The sequence below is a fragment of the Halorubellus amylolyticus genome (assembly GCF_034808145.1).
Lineage (GTDB): Archaea > Halobacteriota > Halobacteria > Halobacteriales > Natrialbaceae > Halorubellus.
Genome location: NZ_JAXHGM010000001.1, coordinates 538,964 through 556,231 on the forward strand (window position 1 = coordinate 538,964; position 17,268 = coordinate 556,231).

17 protein-coding genes are annotated in these 17,268 nt (G+C 71.1%); 7 read left to right on the top strand and 10 right to left on the bottom strand.

The annotated features are described in order from the left end of the window. Positions 1–46 precede the first annotated feature (46 nt). From SM754_RS02690 to SM754_RS02720, 7 genes are all read right to left on the bottom strand, one after another. Positions 47–3,034 carry a PAS domain S-box protein gene (locus SM754_RS02690; protein ID WP_323674670.1) on the bottom strand — a complete coding sequence of 996 codons (2,988 nt, stop codon included), beginning with the start codon at positions 3,032–3,034 and terminating at the stop codon, positions 47–49. After that, the gene (locus tag SM754_RS02695) at positions 3,027–4,475 is read right to left on the bottom strand and encodes an ATPase domain-containing protein (RefSeq protein ID WP_323674671.1); all 1,449 of its coding nucleotides are present in this window, start codon (positions 4,473–4,475) and stop codon (positions 3,027–3,029) included. The genes SM754_RS02690 and SM754_RS02695 overlap by 8 nt, the downstream gene beginning before the upstream one ends. A 129-nt stretch (positions 4,476–4,604) precedes the next feature. Continuing rightward, the gene (gene ygfZ, locus SM754_RS02700) at positions 4,605–5,741 is read right to left on the bottom strand and encodes a CAF17-like 4Fe-4S cluster assembly/insertion protein YgfZ (protein WP_323674672.1); all 1,137 of its coding nucleotides are present in this window, start codon (positions 5,739–5,741) and stop codon (positions 4,605–4,607) included. Between the two features lie 100 nt (positions 5,742–5,841). Next, entirely contained in the window at positions 5,842–6,135 is a 294-nt protein-coding gene (locus SM754_RS02705; RefSeq protein WP_323674673.1) for a DUF6432 family protein, read from the bottom strand. 53 nt (positions 6,136–6,188) lie between these two features. Further along, positions 6,189–6,566 (bottom strand): DUF8060 family membrane protein, encoded by a 378-nt coding sequence (locus SM754_RS02710; RefSeq protein WP_323674674.1) that lies wholly within the window; start codon positions 6,564–6,566, stop codon positions 6,189–6,191. Beyond that, the gene (locus SM754_RS02715; RefSeq protein WP_323674675.1) at positions 6,563–7,594 is read right to left on the bottom strand and encodes a DUF7490 domain-containing protein; all 1,032 of its coding nucleotides are present in this window, start codon (positions 7,592–7,594) and stop codon (positions 6,563–6,565) included. The genes SM754_RS02710 and SM754_RS02715 overlap by 4 nt, the downstream gene beginning before the upstream one ends. A gap of 86 nt (positions 7,595–7,680) precedes the next feature. Then, entirely contained in the window at positions 7,681–9,270 is a 1,590-nt protein-coding gene (locus SM754_RS02720) for an MATE family efflux transporter (protein ID WP_323674676.1), read from the bottom strand. Between SM754_RS02720 and SM754_RS02725 the strand changes: the two genes are divergently transcribed. The 6 genes from SM754_RS02725 to SM754_RS02750 all read left to right on the top strand — a co-directional run bounded on the left by SM754_RS02725 (position 9,269) and on the right by SM754_RS02750 (position 13,999). Beyond that, complete coding sequence (locus SM754_RS02725) at positions 9,269–9,745, top strand: gamma-glutamylcyclotransferase family protein (protein WP_323674677.1); 477 nt, start codon at positions 9,269–9,271, stop codon at positions 9,743–9,745. The genes SM754_RS02720 and SM754_RS02725 overlap by 2 nt on opposite strands. A 270-nt stretch (positions 9,746–10,015) precedes the next feature. Then, a complete protein-coding gene (locus SM754_RS02730; protein WP_323674678.1) occupies positions 10,016–10,930 on the top strand; it encodes an MBL fold metallo-hydrolase in 915 nt (304 codons plus the stop codon). A gap of 211 nt (positions 10,931–11,141) precedes the next feature. Further along, positions 11,142–11,681 (top strand): universal stress protein, encoded by a 540-nt coding sequence (locus SM754_RS02735; RefSeq protein WP_323674679.1) that lies wholly within the window; start codon positions 11,142–11,144, stop codon positions 11,679–11,681. After that, on the top strand, positions 11,678–12,283 hold the full coding sequence (locus SM754_RS02740; RefSeq protein ID WP_323674680.1) for a GNAT family N-acetyltransferase: 606 nt from the start codon (positions 11,678–11,680) through the stop codon (positions 12,281–12,283). Before SM754_RS02735 ends, SM754_RS02740 begins: the two co-directional genes overlap by 4 nt. 126 nt (positions 12,284–12,409) lie before the next feature. Continuing rightward, a complete protein-coding gene (locus SM754_RS02745) occupies positions 12,410–13,219 on the top strand; it encodes an N-acyl homoserine lactonase family protein (RefSeq protein WP_323674681.1) in 810 nt (269 codons plus the stop codon). Positions 13,220–13,459: 240 nt separating this feature from the next. Further along, positions 13,460–13,999: a 2'-5' RNA ligase family protein gene (locus SM754_RS02750; protein WP_323674682.1), complete on the top strand. Its 540-nt coding sequence runs from the start codon at positions 13,460–13,462 to the stop codon at positions 13,997–13,999. 40 nt (positions 14,000–14,039) lie between these two features. Here the strand turns inward: SM754_RS02750 and SM754_RS02755 are convergent, their stop codons facing one another. The 3 genes from SM754_RS02755 to SM754_RS02765 are packed head-to-tail and all read right to left on the bottom strand — an operon-like array spanning position 14,040 to position 16,613. Beyond that, positions 14,040–15,599: a hypothetical protein gene (locus SM754_RS02755; protein ID WP_323674683.1), complete on the bottom strand. Its 1,560-nt coding sequence runs from the start codon at positions 15,597–15,599 to the stop codon at positions 14,040–14,042. Further along, positions 15,574–16,419 (bottom strand): ABC transporter ATP-binding protein, encoded by an 846-nt coding sequence (locus tag SM754_RS02760; protein ID WP_323674684.1) that lies wholly within the window; start codon positions 16,417–16,419, stop codon positions 15,574–15,576. Before SM754_RS02760 ends, SM754_RS02755 begins: the two co-directional genes overlap by 26 nt. Beyond that, positions 16,419–16,613 (bottom strand): hypothetical protein, encoded by a 195-nt coding sequence (locus SM754_RS02765; RefSeq protein WP_323674685.1) that lies wholly within the window; start codon positions 16,611–16,613, stop codon positions 16,419–16,421. The genes SM754_RS02760 and SM754_RS02765 overlap by 1 nt, the downstream gene beginning before the upstream one ends. 54 nt (positions 16,614–16,667) lie before the next feature. Between SM754_RS02765 and SM754_RS02770 the strand changes: the two genes are divergently transcribed. Beyond that, positions 16,668–17,249, top strand: coding sequence for a 2Fe-2S iron-sulfur cluster-binding protein (locus SM754_RS02770; RefSeq protein WP_323674686.1), 582 nt, complete (start codon positions 16,668–16,670; stop codon positions 17,247–17,249). Positions 17,250–17,268 lie beyond the last annotated feature (19 nt).

Consider the following 17,268-nt stretch of genomic DNA (forward strand, 5'->3'; position numbering starts at 1 on the left):
CGGCCCGCTACGCGCCGGTCGGAGACGCGCGACTCCGGTCGCTCGGTCAGTCCTCGACGACGGGGAGCGCGAACGTCACGAGGTTCCCGCCCGGCGTGGTGTCGAACGCGAGTCGACCGCCGAACGTCGTCGCGGTCCAGCGGACGAGCCAGAGACCGAGGCCGCTCGCGTGCTCGAGGGGCGTCTCCACGTCCGATTCGAGCACGGTGACCTCCTGCTCGGGGATGTGCGGCGCGTCGTCGGCGACGACGACCCGTACCTCGTCGCCGCTTCGCGTCACCGTCACCCGGACCGACGGGGTCACGTCCGGGTTGTGCGCGACGGCGTTCTCGACGAGCTCCCTGACCGCGAGCTCGACCGCCTCGTTCCCGCGAACGCGCAGCGAGGGGTCGACGTCGAGCTCGCGCGCGACCGACGCGTCGCCGTTCGCCGCCGCGGCGTCGTCGACGACCTCGCGAACGACCGCGCAGATACCGACGGTCTCTCGCGACGCGTGCGCGTCCTCCAGCGCCTGCTGGAACGCTCGCGCCTTGTTCGCGATGTCGAGGACGTCCGCCGCGGCCTCCTCGACCGCTTCGACGGACTCGCGGACGTTCTCGTCGTCGTGGTCCCGGAGCGCGGTCGTGCGACCCGTGACGACGTTCAGGTTGTTCCGGAGGTTGTGCCGGAGGACGCGGTCGAGGACCGCGAGCCGCTGCTCGTTGTCCTTGAACTCGGTGAGGTCGCGGATGACGCCGACGGTCCCACCGAAGACCTCGCCGGGGAGCGGCGCGATGGCGATCTCGCAGCGGCGCTGGTCGCCGTACCGGGTCACGACGTCGAGCTCGACCGTCTCCCGGTCCGGTCCCCCCGACGAGAGGAGCGAGGCGATGGCGCGCTCGCACGCCTCGATGTCGGACTCCGCGAGGATGATCCGTGCGGGCTCGCCGACGACGTCGTCCCGCTCGTACCCGGTGAGGGCGAGGAACGCGTCGTTCACGCTCGTGAAGTACCCGTCCTCGTCGAGCGTGTATATCGGGTCGCCGGCGGTCTGGACGATGGTCTCGTACCGCTCGAGCTCGCGCTTGCGTTCGCGCTCGCGGGTGACGTCCCGGAAGTAGAGCGTCAGGCCGTCGTCGCTCGGGTACGCCGTCATCTCGAACCAGCGCTCGAGCTCGCCGTAGTGCATCTGGAACGTCCGAGGTTCCCCGGTCGCGACCGCCTCGTGGTACTCCGTCCAGAACGTCCCGCCGACCTCGTCCGGGAACGCGTCCCAGAGGCTCTTGCCCTGCAGTTCCGCGGCAGTGTAGGGAAGGAGCGACTCCGCCTGCTGGTTGGCGAACGTGATGTGGCAGTCGGTGTCGAGCGCGATGAAGCCGTCCTTGATGCGTTCGAGCGTGTTCTCGAGGTCCGCGGTCGTCGCCGCGAGCTCGGCCTCGCGTTCGGCGCGGTCGAGCGCGACGGTGACGTGGTCCGCCAACGCGTGTCCGGCGTCCCGGACCGCCTGCGTGTACTCGCGGTCCGGGTCGGCGGCACCGATGACGCCGTGCTCGCCGAGCGAGAACAGCAACCCTCGCTCGGCGTCGGTGCCGTGCTCCGTGACCGGGACCTCGGTGACGTTCGTCCCGTCGACGAACGCCGTCCAGTCCGGCGACCCGGGTTCGAGCGGGAGCCCCTCGTCCACGCCCGCCATCGCGACCGGTTCGAGACGCGTCCGATCCGCGTTCGGGAACCAGCAGACGACGACGTCGAGCTCGAGGATGTCACGGAGCGACTCGACCGCCGACTCCGCGACCGCCGTCGGGGTCCGCGCGCCCTGCAGTCGCTCGGTCGCCTCGTGCAGGTGCTCGAACAACCGCATCCGTTCGCGGCGCTCCGTGACGTCGCGCTGGAACCCCAGGTAGTGCGTGACGGTGCCGTCCGCGTCGGTGACGGGCGTGATCGTGAGTCCGTTCCAGAACGGCGTGCCGTCCGCGCGATAGTTCCGTATCGTCACCGACACCGGCGCTCCCACCTCGAGCGCCGCTCTGATCTCGTCGACGACCGCCGGCTCGGTGCGCTCGCCCTGGAGGAACCGGCAGTTCCGGCCGAGCACCGCCTCCTGGTCGTAGCCGGTGAGCGCGCAGAACGCGTCGTTGACGTACACGAGCGGGAGGTCGTCGGCCTGCGCGTCCGCGATAGTGACGCCGACCCCGGCTTCCCCGACCGCTCGCTCGAACACGTGAAGCCGTTCGACGCGGGCTTCCCGGTCGGTGACGTCCTGCGCGAGCACCTGCGTCGTGTCGTCCGCCATCATGCCCGCGGTGAGTTCCACGACGCGGTCGCCGGACGCGTCCATCACGACGCGGTCGACCGGGTCGAGCGGCTCCGGGGCGTGCTCGCACTCGAAGTGGACCGTGACCGTCGACGGACCGTCCGGCGAGAGGACCGACGCCAGCGCGTCCCGGTCCGCGGGCCGGACGAACGCCGAGAACGACGTCCCCGAGACCGCGGTGGCGTCGACGCCGACGAGCGACCCGGCGTGCTCGTTCGCGTACGTCACCGTTCCGGCGTCGTCCAGCACGAACAACCCGATGGGGAGCAGCTCGACGAGGCGCTCGTGCTCGCGGGAGCGCTCCTGGAGCTGCGCGGCGAGCACGCGCGCCCTGAGGAGGCTGTCGACGCGCCGTTTGAGCGACGGCGTCCGCAGCGGCGTCTCCAGGACGTCGTCCACGGCATCGAGGACCTCGTCCGTGCTGGCCGCGATCCGCTCGCTCCGGGAGCCTTCGGCGACGAGCAGGCACGGGGTGAACACCGACGCCGCCGCCTTCCAGCGCTCTATCTGTGGTGCGGCGGTTCGTAGCGCGCCCGTGTCGACGACGTACAGGTCGCCGTCCGGCGGCAGGTCGTCGGGCGACGCCACCCGCACGTCGTACGCGCCGTCGTCGAACCACGACTCGAGCGACCGGCGGACGCCAGCGTCCGCGACGCCGACGACGACCGTCGACGTGTCCGTCCCCAGCCAGGTCGACTCGTGGTCGTTCGACGCGGACCGGTCGCTCGAGCGGTCACTCATCTTCGCGCGACCAGTCCGGGGTCCCGGTCAGGATACCCCTGAGTTCCCTGAGGGGGTCGCCGATGCGGATACCGGTCGCCGTTATCTCGTACGCCCGCAGCGTCCGCTCGAAGTCGCTGGAGCGCTTCTTCAGTACGCCGATGGCCTTCCGGAGCTCGCCGCGGTGCTCGAGGTACCGGAGGAAGAGGATGTTGTCGGCGAGGTAACTGATGCGTTCGCTCGTCGGCTCGAAGTCCCCCGTGACGGTGTGGACGTCGTCCGTCAGCAGGACGGTGACGCCCATCCCGCGGAGGTACCGACAGAGCGCGTGCAGTTCCCTGACGAGGTCGTCGTCGGCACCGCGAATCGCGGTCCGGTACCCGGCGATCCCGTCGATGACGACGACGCGCGCGCCGCGCTCCTCGACCTCCTCGCGGACGCCCGCGGCGAACTCGTCGGGCGACACCGCGAGCGCCTCCACGGTCTCGAGCGCGAACCTGTCGTCGTCGAGCATCGACGCGACCGGCATCCCGATGGCGTCCGCGCGATGCACGAACGTGTCCCTGGCCTCCTCGAAGAGGTACGCGACCGTGCGGTCGCCGCGCTCGGCCGCCGCGACCGCGACCTGCGCCGCTGTCGTCGTCTTCCCGACACCGGTCGTGCCGCTGATGACGGTGACCGTGCCGGGGGAAATCCCGCCGCCGAGCAGTTGGTCGAGCTCCGCGACGCCCGTGGACTGCATCGCCGCGTCGAACTCGCGGCTCCGCGAGTCCGGAACGAGCTTCGGGTAGACGTGCATCCCGTCGCCGTCGATGGTGACGGTGTGCGCGCCTGACTGGAAGGCCGCACCTCGGTGCTTGCGGACGCTGACGGTCCGCCCCTTGCGTTCGCTCGCCAGCTCGATGCTGCCGTCGGCGACGAACTCGAGTTCCTCGTCGGGCGACGTCATCGTCGGTTGCGTCGAGAACAGGAGGGTGGCGCCGGTCTCCCGGACGTACGACGTGAACGCGCCGACCTCCTCGTAGAACGTCGCGTCGTCGGACGTGAACTGGCGGAGTCGCGACAACGGGTCGACGAACACGCGGTCGGGGTCGTGCGCCTCGACGGCGTCGCGGATGCGCTCGGAGAGCGACTCGCCGCGGTCACCGGGTGCGAACACGTCGTACGCGCCGCCGTCGCCGAACTCCGTGGCGTCGGGACTGTAGTCGACGACGTGGACGTCAGCGAGGTCGATGCCGACGCTCGCCGCGTTCGATTCGAGGTTCCTCGCGGACTCCTCGAGGGAGACGAACAGGCTGGTGGCGTCGTCGTCCGCGGTCAGGAAGTGCTCGCCGAGGATGGTCTTCCCCATCCCGGGGCCGCCGCGCAGGAGATACGCCCGGTTCGGGACCAGGCCACCTTCGAGGACGTCGTCGAGACCCTCGACCCCCGTGGAGAGGCGAGAGTGGGGGGCGGTAGACATGACTGAGAACTGGTTGCCGCGACAGATAAACTTGCTCACCGATATTGACCGTTCAAACCGCCAGACAACGACGGATACGAGCGTCGGCGCTCGTTCTCGGGTCGCTTGTTTCGTCGACCGAACCCGTGGTCACTCGTAGGACGGGCGGCGCGCGGACCGGTCGCTCCCGTCGACGAACGGGAGCGCGACGACCTCGCCGCCGACGACCGCGTCCTCCTCGTCCCCCTCATCGTCGTCGCCGGCCGCGTCAACGGTGACCTCGACGCGGTCGACGTCGGTGTCGTAGGGAACGAACGCGAAGGCCACCCCGGCCTCGCGGTGCGGGCTCCACGCGGCGCGGGTCACCTCGCCGACCGCCTCGTCGTCGACGCTGACGGCGGCACCTGCACCCGGGAGCACGCCCGCCGCCTCGACGCTCGGGAGCTCGACGCCGACGAGCCGCCGCGAGGGCCGACCGACGTTCTCGACGCGCGCCACCGTCTCCTGCCCGACGAAACAGCCCTTCTCGTAGTCCACCGCGTTCCGGACGCCGGAGACGTTCGGAACCCGGTCGTCCAGTTCCGTCTGGAACAACGGCGTTCCGGCTTCGAGCGTCAACGTCTCCCAGGTCGCGTACCCGAACGGCGTCGCGTTGTTCCCGTGATGCAGGAGCGTGTCCCACACTCGCTCGGCCGCGCTCGCCGTGCAGACGACCTCGAAGCCCTCCTCGCCCGCGAGCCCGTCGTTCCGGATCACGGTGACGCCCGCGTCACCCATCGACCCGCGGACGAACGACAGCGGCTCCGCGGGCGTCCCCGCGCCGTTCAGGACGCTCGCGACCTTCTCCGTCGCCTTCGGGCCGTGCACGCCGAACACCGCGAACTCGTCGCTCGCGCGCGCCACGTCCACGTCCTGCACGAACGTCCGCGAATCCCACTCCTCGGCGAGCCACCCGGCCTGCCCCGGCGGCGTGAAACACAGCAACCGCCCGTCGGCCTCGTAGACGTACATGTCCGTGCGAACGCGACCCTCCGGCGACAACAGGAGCGCGTACACGCCCTCGCCGTCCTCGCGCGGCACGACGTTCGTCACCGCGTCGTTCACGAACGCCCGACGGTCGCTCCCCGACACCGTCACCACGCCGTACGCCGCGTCGAACGCGCCCACGACGTGCCGCACCGCCATCGCCGTCCGCGCCGGCCGCCCGTAATCCCGGACGACGCGCCGCCCGCCTCGCTCGACGAACGTCGCCCCGTGGGCCTCGTGCACGTCATCGATGATGGTCATGTGGAGGCGTGGACGCCCGAACGGCAAAACCAGTACGGTCCCGGGTCGCTCGCCCGAACACGAACCGACCCATTCAGAACGAGAGTCAGCGCCGCCCCCGTCAGAACGGGAGTCTGTCGCGGAGCGCGTCGAACAGCGACGGGTCGTCGTCCTCCGGTTCCTCCGGGACGACGCGCGGATCGGGTTTCAGGATCATCTGTCCGCCCGACCGGTCGACCTCGATGAGGTCGTCGTCCTTCAACTCGGTCAACGCCGGCTCGATCTCGTCGATGGCGGCGTCGACGTGCGACCGGAGTTCGAAGACGGTCATCCCCTCCTCCCCCCGTTCGACCAGGGCGTCGAGTACAGAGACCGAGACGTCGTCGCGGTCCCGGAACTCCCGCTTCGCTCTCATCACCCGGTAGTTCGACGGGAGGGACTTTGACCCTTGCCCCAAACCCGGGGCGCTCAGCGGAGGTTCCGGGACAGTGCGACGATGCCCGCGAGCGACGTCGCGAGCACCGCGAGCGCGAACGCCGCCTGAAGCGCCGGCTCGTACCGCCGGCTCGCCCAGATGGAGATGAGTCGCGTCACGTTCGTGTAGAACGAGAACAGCGTCGCGACGGCGACGAGCACGAGCACGACGAGCGCCAGCCACTGGAGGCGCTCGTAGAGGTCCCCACCGAAGAACCCGGTGCGGGAGCGGCCGCGAGGTTCCCGGTCGGTAGCTCGACGGTCGGCGTCCCGCCGCTCGGCTGCATCGGCGTCGCGGTCCGCGTCGGCGGTCCCGTCGTCGGCGTCGTGGTCCTGCGTCGATGCGTTCGTCGAGGTGGTCTCGTCAGTCATGGTCTGGTCCTCGCGATGAGTGCCGCGGCGACGAGCGCGACGACGGCGACGGCGGCGCCGAACCCTGGCGACCCGCCGGTACCGCCGGACGCCGTCTCCGTCGGCGGCGTCCCGGTGCCCTGCTCGCGGCCGGACTCCGTCGCCTCGAAGTCGCTCGCCTGGAACCCCTCGCCGCCGGCGGTCGTGTTGTCGTCGACCTCCAGGCCCGTCCCGGGCGCGAGGTTCGCGGTGGAGCGCGCGGTCGCGACGACCGTCCCGTCGCGCCACAGGACCGCGTCCAGGTAGTAGTTGTAGTCGGCCGGGACGACGAGGTCGCCCGTCGGCTGCACGGTCTTCCCGCTCCCGACCTCGCCGACCTGGATGGTCGTCCGGTCCGCGACGACGTTCGAACCGTTCTGGCGCGCCGTCAGGACGAGTTCGAGGTCGCCGACCGCGCGGTCGCCGGTGTTCGTCAGGTACGTCGACACCGCGAGCGTCGACCGGCCGTCCTCGACGGCCTCGATGTTGTACTCGATGACTGGCATCCCGGCGTCGAACTCCTGGAACTGGAGGGGCGTGTCGCGGTAGTCCGGCGTGAGCGTCCCGACGCCCCGGACCGCCCGGGTGCCGGTCTCGACGCGCGTCCCGTTCACGTACACGATGGCCTGCACGTCGTAGCCGCCCTGGCGAGCGACCGTCAGCGCGCCCTCGCGCGTCCGGGTGACGTCGCCGTCGAGCGTCCCGTAGGAGAGGCGTTGGGTCGCCGCGACGAACCCCGTGTCGTGGTCGACCGCGCGCAGGAGGACGGTGACGTTCGTCGCCGCGCCACCGCGCTGCGCGACGAACGGTCGGACGCGGAGGGTGGCGTTCTCGCCGCCCACGGCGCCGGGCGCGATCGTCATCTCGACGACGTCGACGTGCGCGGGCCGCTCGGGGCGGTCGGGCGTGTCCTCTGGTGGGTCGAGCGCGTCGGGGACGCCCACGGCGACGCCGACGCCGAGGACGACCGAGAGCGCGACCACGCCGAGGAGGAGGTACTCGGTTCGCACGTCACGGAATTCCGAGAGATACTACAAGTGTCTTGTGCACAACTCGCTTCGACGAAAGCAACGGATAACGCGGGTCAGCGCCTCGGTCAGTCGTCGCTGGCGCTGCCGCGTTCGCGCAACATGTCGCTCGCGCGACTCGCCCAGTCGCCGCGCCAGAACCCGAGCGTGACCATGGTCGCGGCGCTCGCGTAGTGGAGGACGACGCCCGTGAGGATGCCGGGGACGCCCCAGCCGAACTCGACGCTCGCGACGTACGAGAACCCGAGGTAGAACACGAGGAGGCTGACGACCCGTGCGACGAGCGGCGTGCGGGTATCGCTCGCGCCCTGGAGCGCGCCGGAGACGACGACGAACGTCACGAGGAACGGCGCGGCGACGCCGAACGTCCGCGTGAACCCGATCGCGTTCGGAACCGTGCCGGCGTCGTCCGTGAAGAGGCCGACGAGCGTCGGCGCGAACGCGAAGATGAGCGCGCCCGCGGTGCCGACGGTGACGAGGCCGAGCGCCGCGGTCGCCCACCCGTTCTCCCGCGCCGCCGCGGCGTCGCCCTCGCCGAGGGCCTGCCCGACGACGACGCTCGCCGCGACGTTGAACCCGCGCGAGAGCGGGCCGGTGACCTGCTGGTAGATGCGGAGACCGATCTGGTACGCGGCGTTCACGTCCGTCCCGAACGACAGGAGGAGCGCGTTGAACGGGAAGTTCGCGAGGGTGTTCGACAGCCCTTCGACGATGCGCGGCGCGGAGACCGCGACGAGCTGGCGGCCGACGACCGTCGACCGCGGGCGGACGAACCCGACGTCGGTGTACGAGGACGCGATGAGGGCGGCGAGGACGAGCGCGATGAAGACGTTCCCGGCGGCCGTCGCCACGCCGACGCCGACGACGCGATAGCTCGGCACGCCGAGCAGTCCGAGACCGAGGACGAGCGACCCCGCGATGTTGAGGAGGTTCCCGGCGACGTTCACGACCATCGGCGTCCGCGTGTCGCCGGTCCCCTGGAGCGCGCGAGCGGCCGTGAGGCCGACGATGCGAGCGGGTGCGGTGGCGAAGATGATGGCGAGGTACGCGCTGCCGACCCGCGCCACCTCGTCGGGCGCGCCGAGGAGCGATATCGCGGGCTCACCGAACAGGACGCCGAACGCCACGAACGGGATGCCCGCGACGAACGACAGCAGGACGGCCTGCGTGACCGCCTCGTCGCGGTTCAACGCCGCCTGCGTGACCGCATCCGCGGCCTCCGCGTCCTGCCCCTCGTCCGCGTCCACGCCCCACTCGCTCTCGTCGGCGTCGACACCCCACTCGCCCTCGTCCGCGGCAGCGTCAGCGTTCTCCTCCTTCTCGTCAGCGTCGCCGTCCGCGTCAGCATCGCCGTCCGCGTCCGCGTCGTCCTCTACGTCGTCGGCGTCGCCGTCACCGTCTCGCTCGGCGTCGTTCGCGGCGCCGGTGTCCTGACTGGAGAGTGCGATGGCGCCACCGCCGAGGCCGAGGCCGACGCGGAGCGGGAATCGCGCGTAGAGGTCCGCGAGCCCGATGGCGGCGACCGCCGCGGGGGAGAACGCGGCGGTGACGAACACGTCCGTCGTCCGCATCGCCGTCCGCACCGTCTGCTCGACGGAGATCGGCCAGGAGAGCCGGGCGACGCGCTTCCAGACGCGCCTTGTTCGCCGCCAGTCCATGCCAAGCAGTCGAACCGGCGCGGGTTTCAGGGTGGCGGAACCCGAAGTCAGCGCCGTGTACGTCTTCGTCTACGGGACGCTCACCGACCCCGACCGCGTCAGCGAGGTGCTCGGGAGCGCGACGAGCGAGCGACGCGCGGACGACGACTGGTCGTTCGCGGGCGACGCGACCCTGCGCGGACTCCACCGGGTCGACGGGCGCTATCCGACGCTCGCCCCCGGCGGTCGCGTCGACGGACGCCTCCTCCAGACCGCGGCCATCGACGCGCTGGACGCCTACGAGGGCGTCGACCGTGGGCTCTACGTCCGCGTGGAGGTCCCAACGACGGGTGTCGACGCCGGTACCGCCGTGTACGTCGGTGACGCCGACCGCCTCGCCGTCGACGAGCCGGTCGCGTGGCCGGGCGACGGTTCCCTCGCGGCGCGCGTCCGTCGATACGTCGCCGCGAACGACGTCGCCGTCACCCCCCGGTGACCGCGCTCGTCCAGCCGGAACCGGCGCGGCAGACGGACGTCGAACTGGCGTCAGACACCGACTCGAACCCCATCAAGTCCTGCGGTTATACTTTCACTCCGGTAGGCTGGCCTTTATGTATCTCCCCCTCCCTGTTCTGGGTGCATACGGGGTGCACACGCTCCCCGATGTTTCCCCTTTGGTACCACGCCCCCACGAGCGACGGCGTCACGCTCCCGGTGCGTTCGCCGGGACCGACCGACTTTTGCCCCGTCCCCGCCCGCTTCCTGTATGACCCGAGGCGACGTCACCGAAGTCACGACGGGGGAGTGCACGGACCTCTACCACGTCGACACCGGGATGTACGACGTGGACGCGTACGGCGCCGTCTACCTGCTCGACGCCGAGGAACCGGCGCTCGTCGACACCGGCATCGGCACGCACTACGACCGCGTCCTCGACCTCCTCGAGTACGCCGACGTCGACCCCGAGGACGTCGCGTACGTCGTCCCGACGCACGTCCACCTCGACCACGCCGGCGGCGCCGGCTTCCTCGCCGACGCCTGCGAGAACGCGACCGTCGCGGTCCACGAGAACGGCGCGCGCCACCTCGTCGACCCCTCGCGGCTCTGGGCGGGCACGAAGCAGGCGGTCGGCGACCAGTTCGAGTTCTACACCGAACCCGAACCCGTCCCCGAGGACCGGATTCGAGAGCTCGCGGACGGCGACGTCCTCGACCTCGGCGACCACGAACTCCACGCCCATCACGCCCCCGGGCACGCGCCCCACCAGCACGTCTTCCACGACCCCGCGAACGACGCGGTGTTCACCGCCGACGCCGCCGGCATCTACGTCCCCGCCATCGACGAGGTCCGCGAGACGACGCCGCCGCCGCAGTTCGACCTCGAGCAGGCGCTCCGGGACGTCGAGACCATCGCGGGCCTCGACCCGAGCACGCTCCTGTACGCGCACTTCGGCGCGCAACCGACCGACGACCACCTCGAACGCTACGAGGCCCGGCTCACGGACTGGGTCGCCGCCGTCGAACGCGCCCAGCAGGAGCTCGCGGACGACGACGCGGTCGTCGAGCACTTCGTCGAGACCACCGAGATGGATGACGTCTGGGGCGAGCGGAAGGCCAGCGCGGAGACTGCGATGAACGTCCGCGGCGTCCTCGCGTACCTCGACCGCAAGCGCAACGACTGAACGACGGCCAGGAAACGGACGAACTGCTACCGGAACTGGTCAATTTTGGACGAACGTTTTGCTCTCTCTCCTCGGACGTCTTGTTCTAGGTGTATAATCCTCTGGTGGTGTGGTTATGGGCAGCCGTTATCCGTGTCCGCGAGCGAGCAGTCAGCAGGATGAACCCACGCATCGATGGACCACCGACCGAACCGGACGAGGCGGCCCGCGGATGACCGAATCAGCGCGCGAGCCGACCGCGGTAGGGCCGGACCTCGGCGTCGCGAACGACGTCCGTGCACGTCGCGACCACCACGAGACCGTCCTGCTCCCCGTCGGGTACTCCGACGCGGAGCGCGTCGAGACGCTCGCGACCACCGCCGCCGAGGTCGCCGGGATGATGGAGACCACCGTCCGCGTCCTCCACGTCTTCACCGAAGCGCGGTACGCGGACGTCCGCGACCGACTGAACTACCACGAGGACGAACGCCCCGCGCCCGACGAACTCGTCGGACGCGTCGCGCCCGTCCGCGACGTCGTCGGCCGACTCGAGGAGCCGCTACGCGCCTGGGGAACGACAATGGACGTGGACGCACGCGTCGGCGACGACGTCGCCGGCGAGATCGTCGCCGCCGCCGAGGCCGTGGACGCGAAGCGCGTGCTCGTCGGCGGACGCAACCGCACCCCCACGGGGAAGGTCGTGTTTGGGAGCACCGCACAGCACGTCATGCTGAACGCACCGTGCCCGGTGACGTTCGTCAGGGACGCGTGACCGTGTCGAGCGAACCCATCCACCGCCCGGTCCGCGGCGACGACGCTCCCGCCGACGACCACAGCGAGCGCGGCCCTGTCGACGAACACAGCGCGGACGCTTCCGGCGACGACCACCGCGCGGACGACGCGGTGCTCGACCGGTTCGTCGACGACGCCGACCGTCCCGTCGTCTTCGAGCGCTACCGGCCCGAGCGCTACGGCGACGTCACCGCGATGTACGCCGACTTCGCGCCAGCGCATCGCGCCCAGGGGCTTCCACCGTCGACCGACACCGCCCGCACCGAGTGGCTGTCGGTCGTCCTCGACGAACGCTCCGTGCTCGCGGTCCACGACGACGCGGTCGTCGGGCACGCCGTCCTCGTCGGCGACGACGCCGGCGGGCACGAACTCGGCGTGTTCGTCCACCAGGACTACCAGAACGCCGGCGTCGGCACCGCCCTGCTCGAAGCGACGTTCGACCACGCGCGGTCGCTCGACGTCACCGACGTCTGGCTGACCGTCGCGTGCTCGAACTACCGCGCCCGCCACGTCTACGACGAACTCGGCTTCGCCGAGGACGCGACCAGCGGCCGGAGCGTCCGGTACACCCGACAGCTGTAGCCCCGGTGTCGCTCGTCGCGGCGGCCGTGCGACCCGTCGACGACCGCGGCGGCCCTGCGCCTCCTCCACGACGGCGCCGTCGTGGCATTGGCCCAACTTAAGCCGGCGGCGACCCTATGCCGACACGTGAACGCAGACCGCCTGTACACGCTGAACACGGGGCACTGGACGTTCGACTTCTCGATGGCCGTACAGATGACGAACCTCGGCGAACCGTACGCCGGCACGTGCCCGGTGTACCTCGTCGAGCACCCCGAGGGCACCGTCCTGTTCGACACCGGCCTGTCCTACGAGATGACGACGGCCCCCACCGAGTACGGGCCGGACGGCGCCCCGCACATGGCGGAGTTCGTCGACGCCATCGAGATGGACGAATCCCAACGTGTCGAACACCTCCTCGAAGACGTCGGATACAGTCCGGAAGATATCGACGTCGTCGTGATGAGTCACCTCCACACCGACCACGCGGGGAACCTCGACCTGTTCGTCGACGCCGGCTGCGAGATCGTCGTACAGAAGGACGAACTCCGGTACGCGTGGGCGCCCGACGGCGTCCAGCGGCTGTTCTACCTCACCGGCGACCTCCTCCCGCTCCGGCGACTCGACGCGGACGTCACCCCGATAGACGGCGAGTACGACGTCTTCGGCGACGGCAGCGTCGTCGCGTTCCCGACGCCCGGGCACAGCCCCGGTCACCAGAGTCTCCAGCTGGAACTCCCCGACGCCGGCACGGTCGTCCTCGCCGCGGACGCCGCGAACCACCGCCAGGGGTACGACGAGGAACTCGCGGCGTCGTTCGCGTGGAGCCTCGAGGCGAGCGTCGACTCCATCCGCGAGGTCAAGCACCGCGAACGCACGCACGACGCCGACGTCTACGTCCACCACGACCCCGACGATATCGGACGCCTCCCCGACCCACCCGAAGCGCTCGAGTGACCGCTCGGCACGCGCCGTCGTCGCGAGACAGCGCCCGAGACTCTCACGACCCATCGGACCCCCACGACCTTCACAATCGCCGCGACCGCCGCGATGGCCGGTTCGGAACGGCCGCGACGGACGGGTGCGGCTGGCCGTTACGTTCACGAACCCCCACGCGCAAGGTCAACCAGAACCGGACCTGAAACGCACGCGGAACCGCGAGCCGACGCGGCCGACGTCGACGACCCCCCCCAATCGATGACCGACATGCACTCCGCCGTCATCTCGACGCTCCCCGACGAGCACCACCAGCGCGTCCTCGACGTCTGGAACGACCTCGCCGACGAGTTCGACCTGAACCCCGCCGGCGAACTCCCGCCACCACACGTCTCGTATCACGTCGCGGAGCGCTACGACTCCGCGACCGTCGAATCCAGACTGCACTCCGTCGCCGCCGACACCGAACCGTTCACCGTCCACACGGGCGGCGTCGGCGTGTTCACGGCCGCGCCCGTCGTCTACCTGCCGCTCGCTCGCTCCCCGGCGCTCGCGTCCCTCCACGACTCGCTGTGGAACCGCCTCACGGAGTTCGCCGAACACGCCGACTCGTACTATCACCCCGACCGGTGGTTCCCGCACGTCACGCTCGCGTACCACAGTCTCGAACGCGACCAGCTCGGTGACGTCGTCGAGTACCTCGGCGAACGCGAGTTCGCGTGGGAGATGGAGATAAACGACGTCGCACACCTCGAAGCGACCGAGGACGAGATGCACATCCGGTCGCGCGTCGAATTCTGACGACGACCGGTCGAACCGGCTCTCTCGGCCACTCGTCTCGCTACGCGTCCAGCGTGAGCGACGCGTACCGCTTCGCGACGTGCGCGTACGCGAACCACCCGACGGCGACGAGGAGGAGGACGTCGGCGGCGAGGAGCGCGCGCCCGAGGCCGGAGTCGAGCGCGAGGAGGCCACCCATCCCGAAGGCGGCGGCGAGGAACGCGACGGGCGTGTAGACGAGGACGGCGGCCTGCGTCGGCGCTTCGGTGTCTCCGGCTGCGGCCGCCCCCGAGGACGGGACGAGGAACCCGACCGCCGTGGAGAGGACGGCGCCGAACGCGGCGACGAGGACGCCCCACGCGACCGTCAGCGCCGTGACACCGGGCGCGAGCCCGGTCGCGTACGCGAGCGGTGGGACGAGCACGAGGAGCGTCGGGAGCGCGGCGAGCACGCCGGCGAAGGCGTACCCGCGAGCGACGCTCGCGCCGGCGACGGGCGTCGTCAGGAGCGCCGGCAGCGCGTCGCCCTCGAGCGCGAGCGGGTTCAGCGTGAGCGTCAACCCCGCGCTCACGCCGCCGAACCCGGCGACGAGCACGGGGAGCGCGCCCGCCGTCCCGGGCGGGTCCTGTATCAGGACCGCGGCGAGCATGAACGCCGGGACGACGAGCTGGAAGAGCGTCCGCGGGTTCCGGAGCATCCGGAGCCACGCTCGCGTCGCCACCGCGCGCGTCGGCCGGCGCGTCACGGGCCGCGCGAGGTTCACGACCGCGACGACGACCCGACGCCCGCGCGTGGAGCCCGTGCCGCCGGTGTCGTCGCCGTCAAACCAGACGTTCCGCGCCGCACGCAACCCACTCCACGCGAGCAGCGGTATCGAGAGGACGCCGCCGACGAGTGCGAGCGCGGCGAGCGACGGGTCGCCGTCGCCGAACGCGACGAGGAACGCGTCCGCGAAGAACGCCGGCGGGAGCACGCGCGCCACCGGGCCGAGGACGTCCGGGCGGAGGAGCGCGAGCACGACGAGCAGGAGGACGGGCGCGAACACCGCCCGGGGCCGCTTCGCGACCACCGGCGTCCGTCGCGCCAGCGGGTGCGCTGCGAGGCCGACCGCGAACCCGGCGACGACCGCGGTCCCGATGCCAACGAGCGTCGTCACCGTGCCGAGGGCGACCGCCAGGACGGGCGCGGCCGCCGTCACCGCCACGCGGAGGACGCCCAGACCCACGAACGCGAGGAACACCGACGCCGACTCCACCGCGGTCACCGCGAGCACCCCCACGACCGTCGCGCGGAGCCCCGCGCTCAACACGAGCTCGGAGCCCGCGCTCACGTCGTCGAGCGACCGCGGGGCACTCATCGCGACCGTCGCCGCGACGAACGCCCACAGGCCCGCCGCCGCCAGGCGCGTCCCCGCGACCGACGGCGTCCCGCCCGGCGCGAGCACGCCGTCCCCACCGAAGAACCCGACCCACGCGACGCCGAGGACGAGCGTGCGCGCCACCACCGTCCGCGGATGCGCCCGCAGCCGCCGCAGCGTACACCGCAGGTCGACGCGAGCGATCGCCGCCGCGTCCCGCAGCCAGCCCCGCCGCCGCTCAGGCACCGTCGCGCCCTCCAACATCGTCACCGGCCTCGACGCTCGAACGAACCTCGCGGCCGTCGTCCTCGACGCCCGAACGTCCCTCGGCGCCGTCGACGGCCGCGGCGTCGTCCGGCGTCGTCACGTCCATGAACGCCGACTCCAGCGTCCGCTCGCCGCCCGCCGCACGCGACTTCAGCGACGCCCGGGAGCCCTCGGCTACGAGCTCGCCCTCGAAGAGCACGCCGACCTCGTCCGCCAGCTCGTCGACGACCGACAGCACGTGCGTCGACAGGAACACCGTCATGTCCCGCGCCGCCAGGTCCGCGATCGTCTCCCGCATCGTCCGCGCCGCCCGCGGATCCAGTCCGCTCGTCGGCTCGTCGAGGAACACCACCTCGGGCTCGTGCAGGACCGACTGGATGACGCCGAGCTTCTGGCGCATCCCCGTCGAGTAGCCGCCGACGCGCCGGTCCGCCGCGTCCGCCAGGTCGAACCGCGCCAGGAGCGCGTCGATGCGCTCGCCCGCGGCGTCCTCGGGCAGGTCCCGGAGGCCGGCGACGTACGACAGCTGTTCGCGCCCCGTCAACTCGTCGTACACCGGCGGCTCCTCCGGCAGATACCCGAGGTGCTCGGTCACGGCCGCACGGTCGCGGACGGACTCGCCCGCGACCGTCGCCGACCCCGACGTCGGCCGCGTCAACGTCGTCAACATCCGCATCGTCGTCGTCTTCCCCGCCCCGTTCGGCCCCAGGAACCCGTACACGCTCCCGCGCTCCACCGCCAGCGAGACGTCTCGGACCGCGACCGTCTCCCCGTAGCGCTTCCCGAGGCCGTCCGCGTCGATTGCGAGGTCGGTCACTACCCGACCGCTAGCCACCACGACGCCTTGAACCTCCCGTCCAACGCATCCGTCGGCGCGCTCACGCCATCCGTCGACCCGACCACACCAGTCGCCGGTCCGTCAACGCTCCCGCCGCCGCGCACCGACGACGCGCCGCGAGCGCCGCCCGCGAGACCCACGACGAGCGCCGAACCGCCCGACCGCCGGTCCACGGCGGCGAGAACAATCACAAGTGAATTAAACCACGTCTCCTAACTCCACCACATATGGCAGTCAGCTCTGTGGGCCTCGGAATCGGGGTGACCCTCACGGTCATCGCCGTCGTCCTGCACTACGCTCGCGGGACCGGCTGGACCGCGAACGAGGACATCTCCCAGGAGGTCCTCGAACACCGCGCAGAGACCGTGCCCGAGACGGACTTCGCCGAACCGATGAACCGCTCCATCGGCGGCGGCGGCGTCGCCGCCATCGGTGGCGGCGGCGAAGCCGGCGGAGAACTCGCCGAGGGCGACGCCGAGGAGGACACCTCGAGCCCCGGCGACATCCCCGAGGACGAGATCGAGTACTTCGACATCGAGTACACGAAGGAAGGCGAGACCATCGAGGTCGCGAACAACCAGACGCTGCTGGAGGCCGGCGAGGACGAGGGCTGGGACCTCCCCTACGCCTGCCGGCAGGGCCAGTGCGTCTCCTGTGCGGGCCACGTCGAGGGTGGCGACTCCCGGGACTTCGTCGAGCACGACGACCAGGAGATGCTCGACGACCCCGAACTCGAGGACGGCTACGTCCTCACGTGCGTCGCCTACCCGCGCGACTCCTTCACGCTCGAGACGAACGAGACGCCCTGACCGGCGACGGACGGCCGTA

Coding starts and splice junctions, on each gene's coding strand:
- SM754_RS02690 (WP_323674670.1), bottom strand. CDS start 3,034: ATGAGTGACCGCTCGAGCGACCGGTCCGCGTCGAACGACCACGAGTCG.
- SM754_RS02695 (WP_323674671.1), bottom strand. CDS start 4,475: ATGTCTACCGCCCCCCACTCTCGCCTCTCCACGGGGGTCGAGGGTCTC.
- ygfZ (WP_323674672.1), bottom strand. CDS start 5,741: ATGACCATCATCGATGACGTGCACGAGGCCCACGGGGCGACGTTCGTC.
- SM754_RS02705 (WP_323674673.1), bottom strand. CDS start 6,135: ATGAGAGCGAAGCGGGAGTTCCGGGACCGCGACGACGTCTCGGTCTCT.
- SM754_RS02710 (WP_323674674.1), bottom strand. CDS start 6,566: ATGACTGACGAGACCACCTCGACGAACGCATCGACGCAGGACCACGAC.
- SM754_RS02725 (WP_323674677.1), top strand. CDS start 9,269: ATGCCAAGCAGTCGAACCGGCGCGGGTTTCAGGGTGGCGGAACCCGAA.
- SM754_RS02720 (WP_323674676.1), bottom strand. CDS start 9,270: ATGGACTGGCGGCGAACAAGGCGCGTCTGGAAGCGCGTCGCCCGGCTC.
- SM754_RS02730 (WP_323674678.1), top strand. CDS start 10,016: ATGACCCGAGGCGACGTCACCGAAGTCACGACGGGGGAGTGCACGGAC.
- SM754_RS02735 (WP_323674679.1), top strand. CDS start 11,142: ATGACCGAATCAGCGCGCGAGCCGACCGCGGTAGGGCCGGACCTCGGC.
- SM754_RS02750 (WP_323674682.1), top strand. CDS start 13,460: ATGACCGACATGCACTCCGCCGTCATCTCGACGCTCCCCGACGAGCAC.
- SM754_RS02755 (WP_323674683.1), bottom strand. CDS start 15,599: ATGTTGGAGGGCGCGACGGTGCCTGAGCGGCGGCGGGGCTGGCTGCGG.
- SM754_RS02770 (WP_323674686.1), top strand. CDS start 16,668: ATGGCAGTCAGCTCTGTGGGCCTCGGAATCGGGGTGACCCTCACGGTC.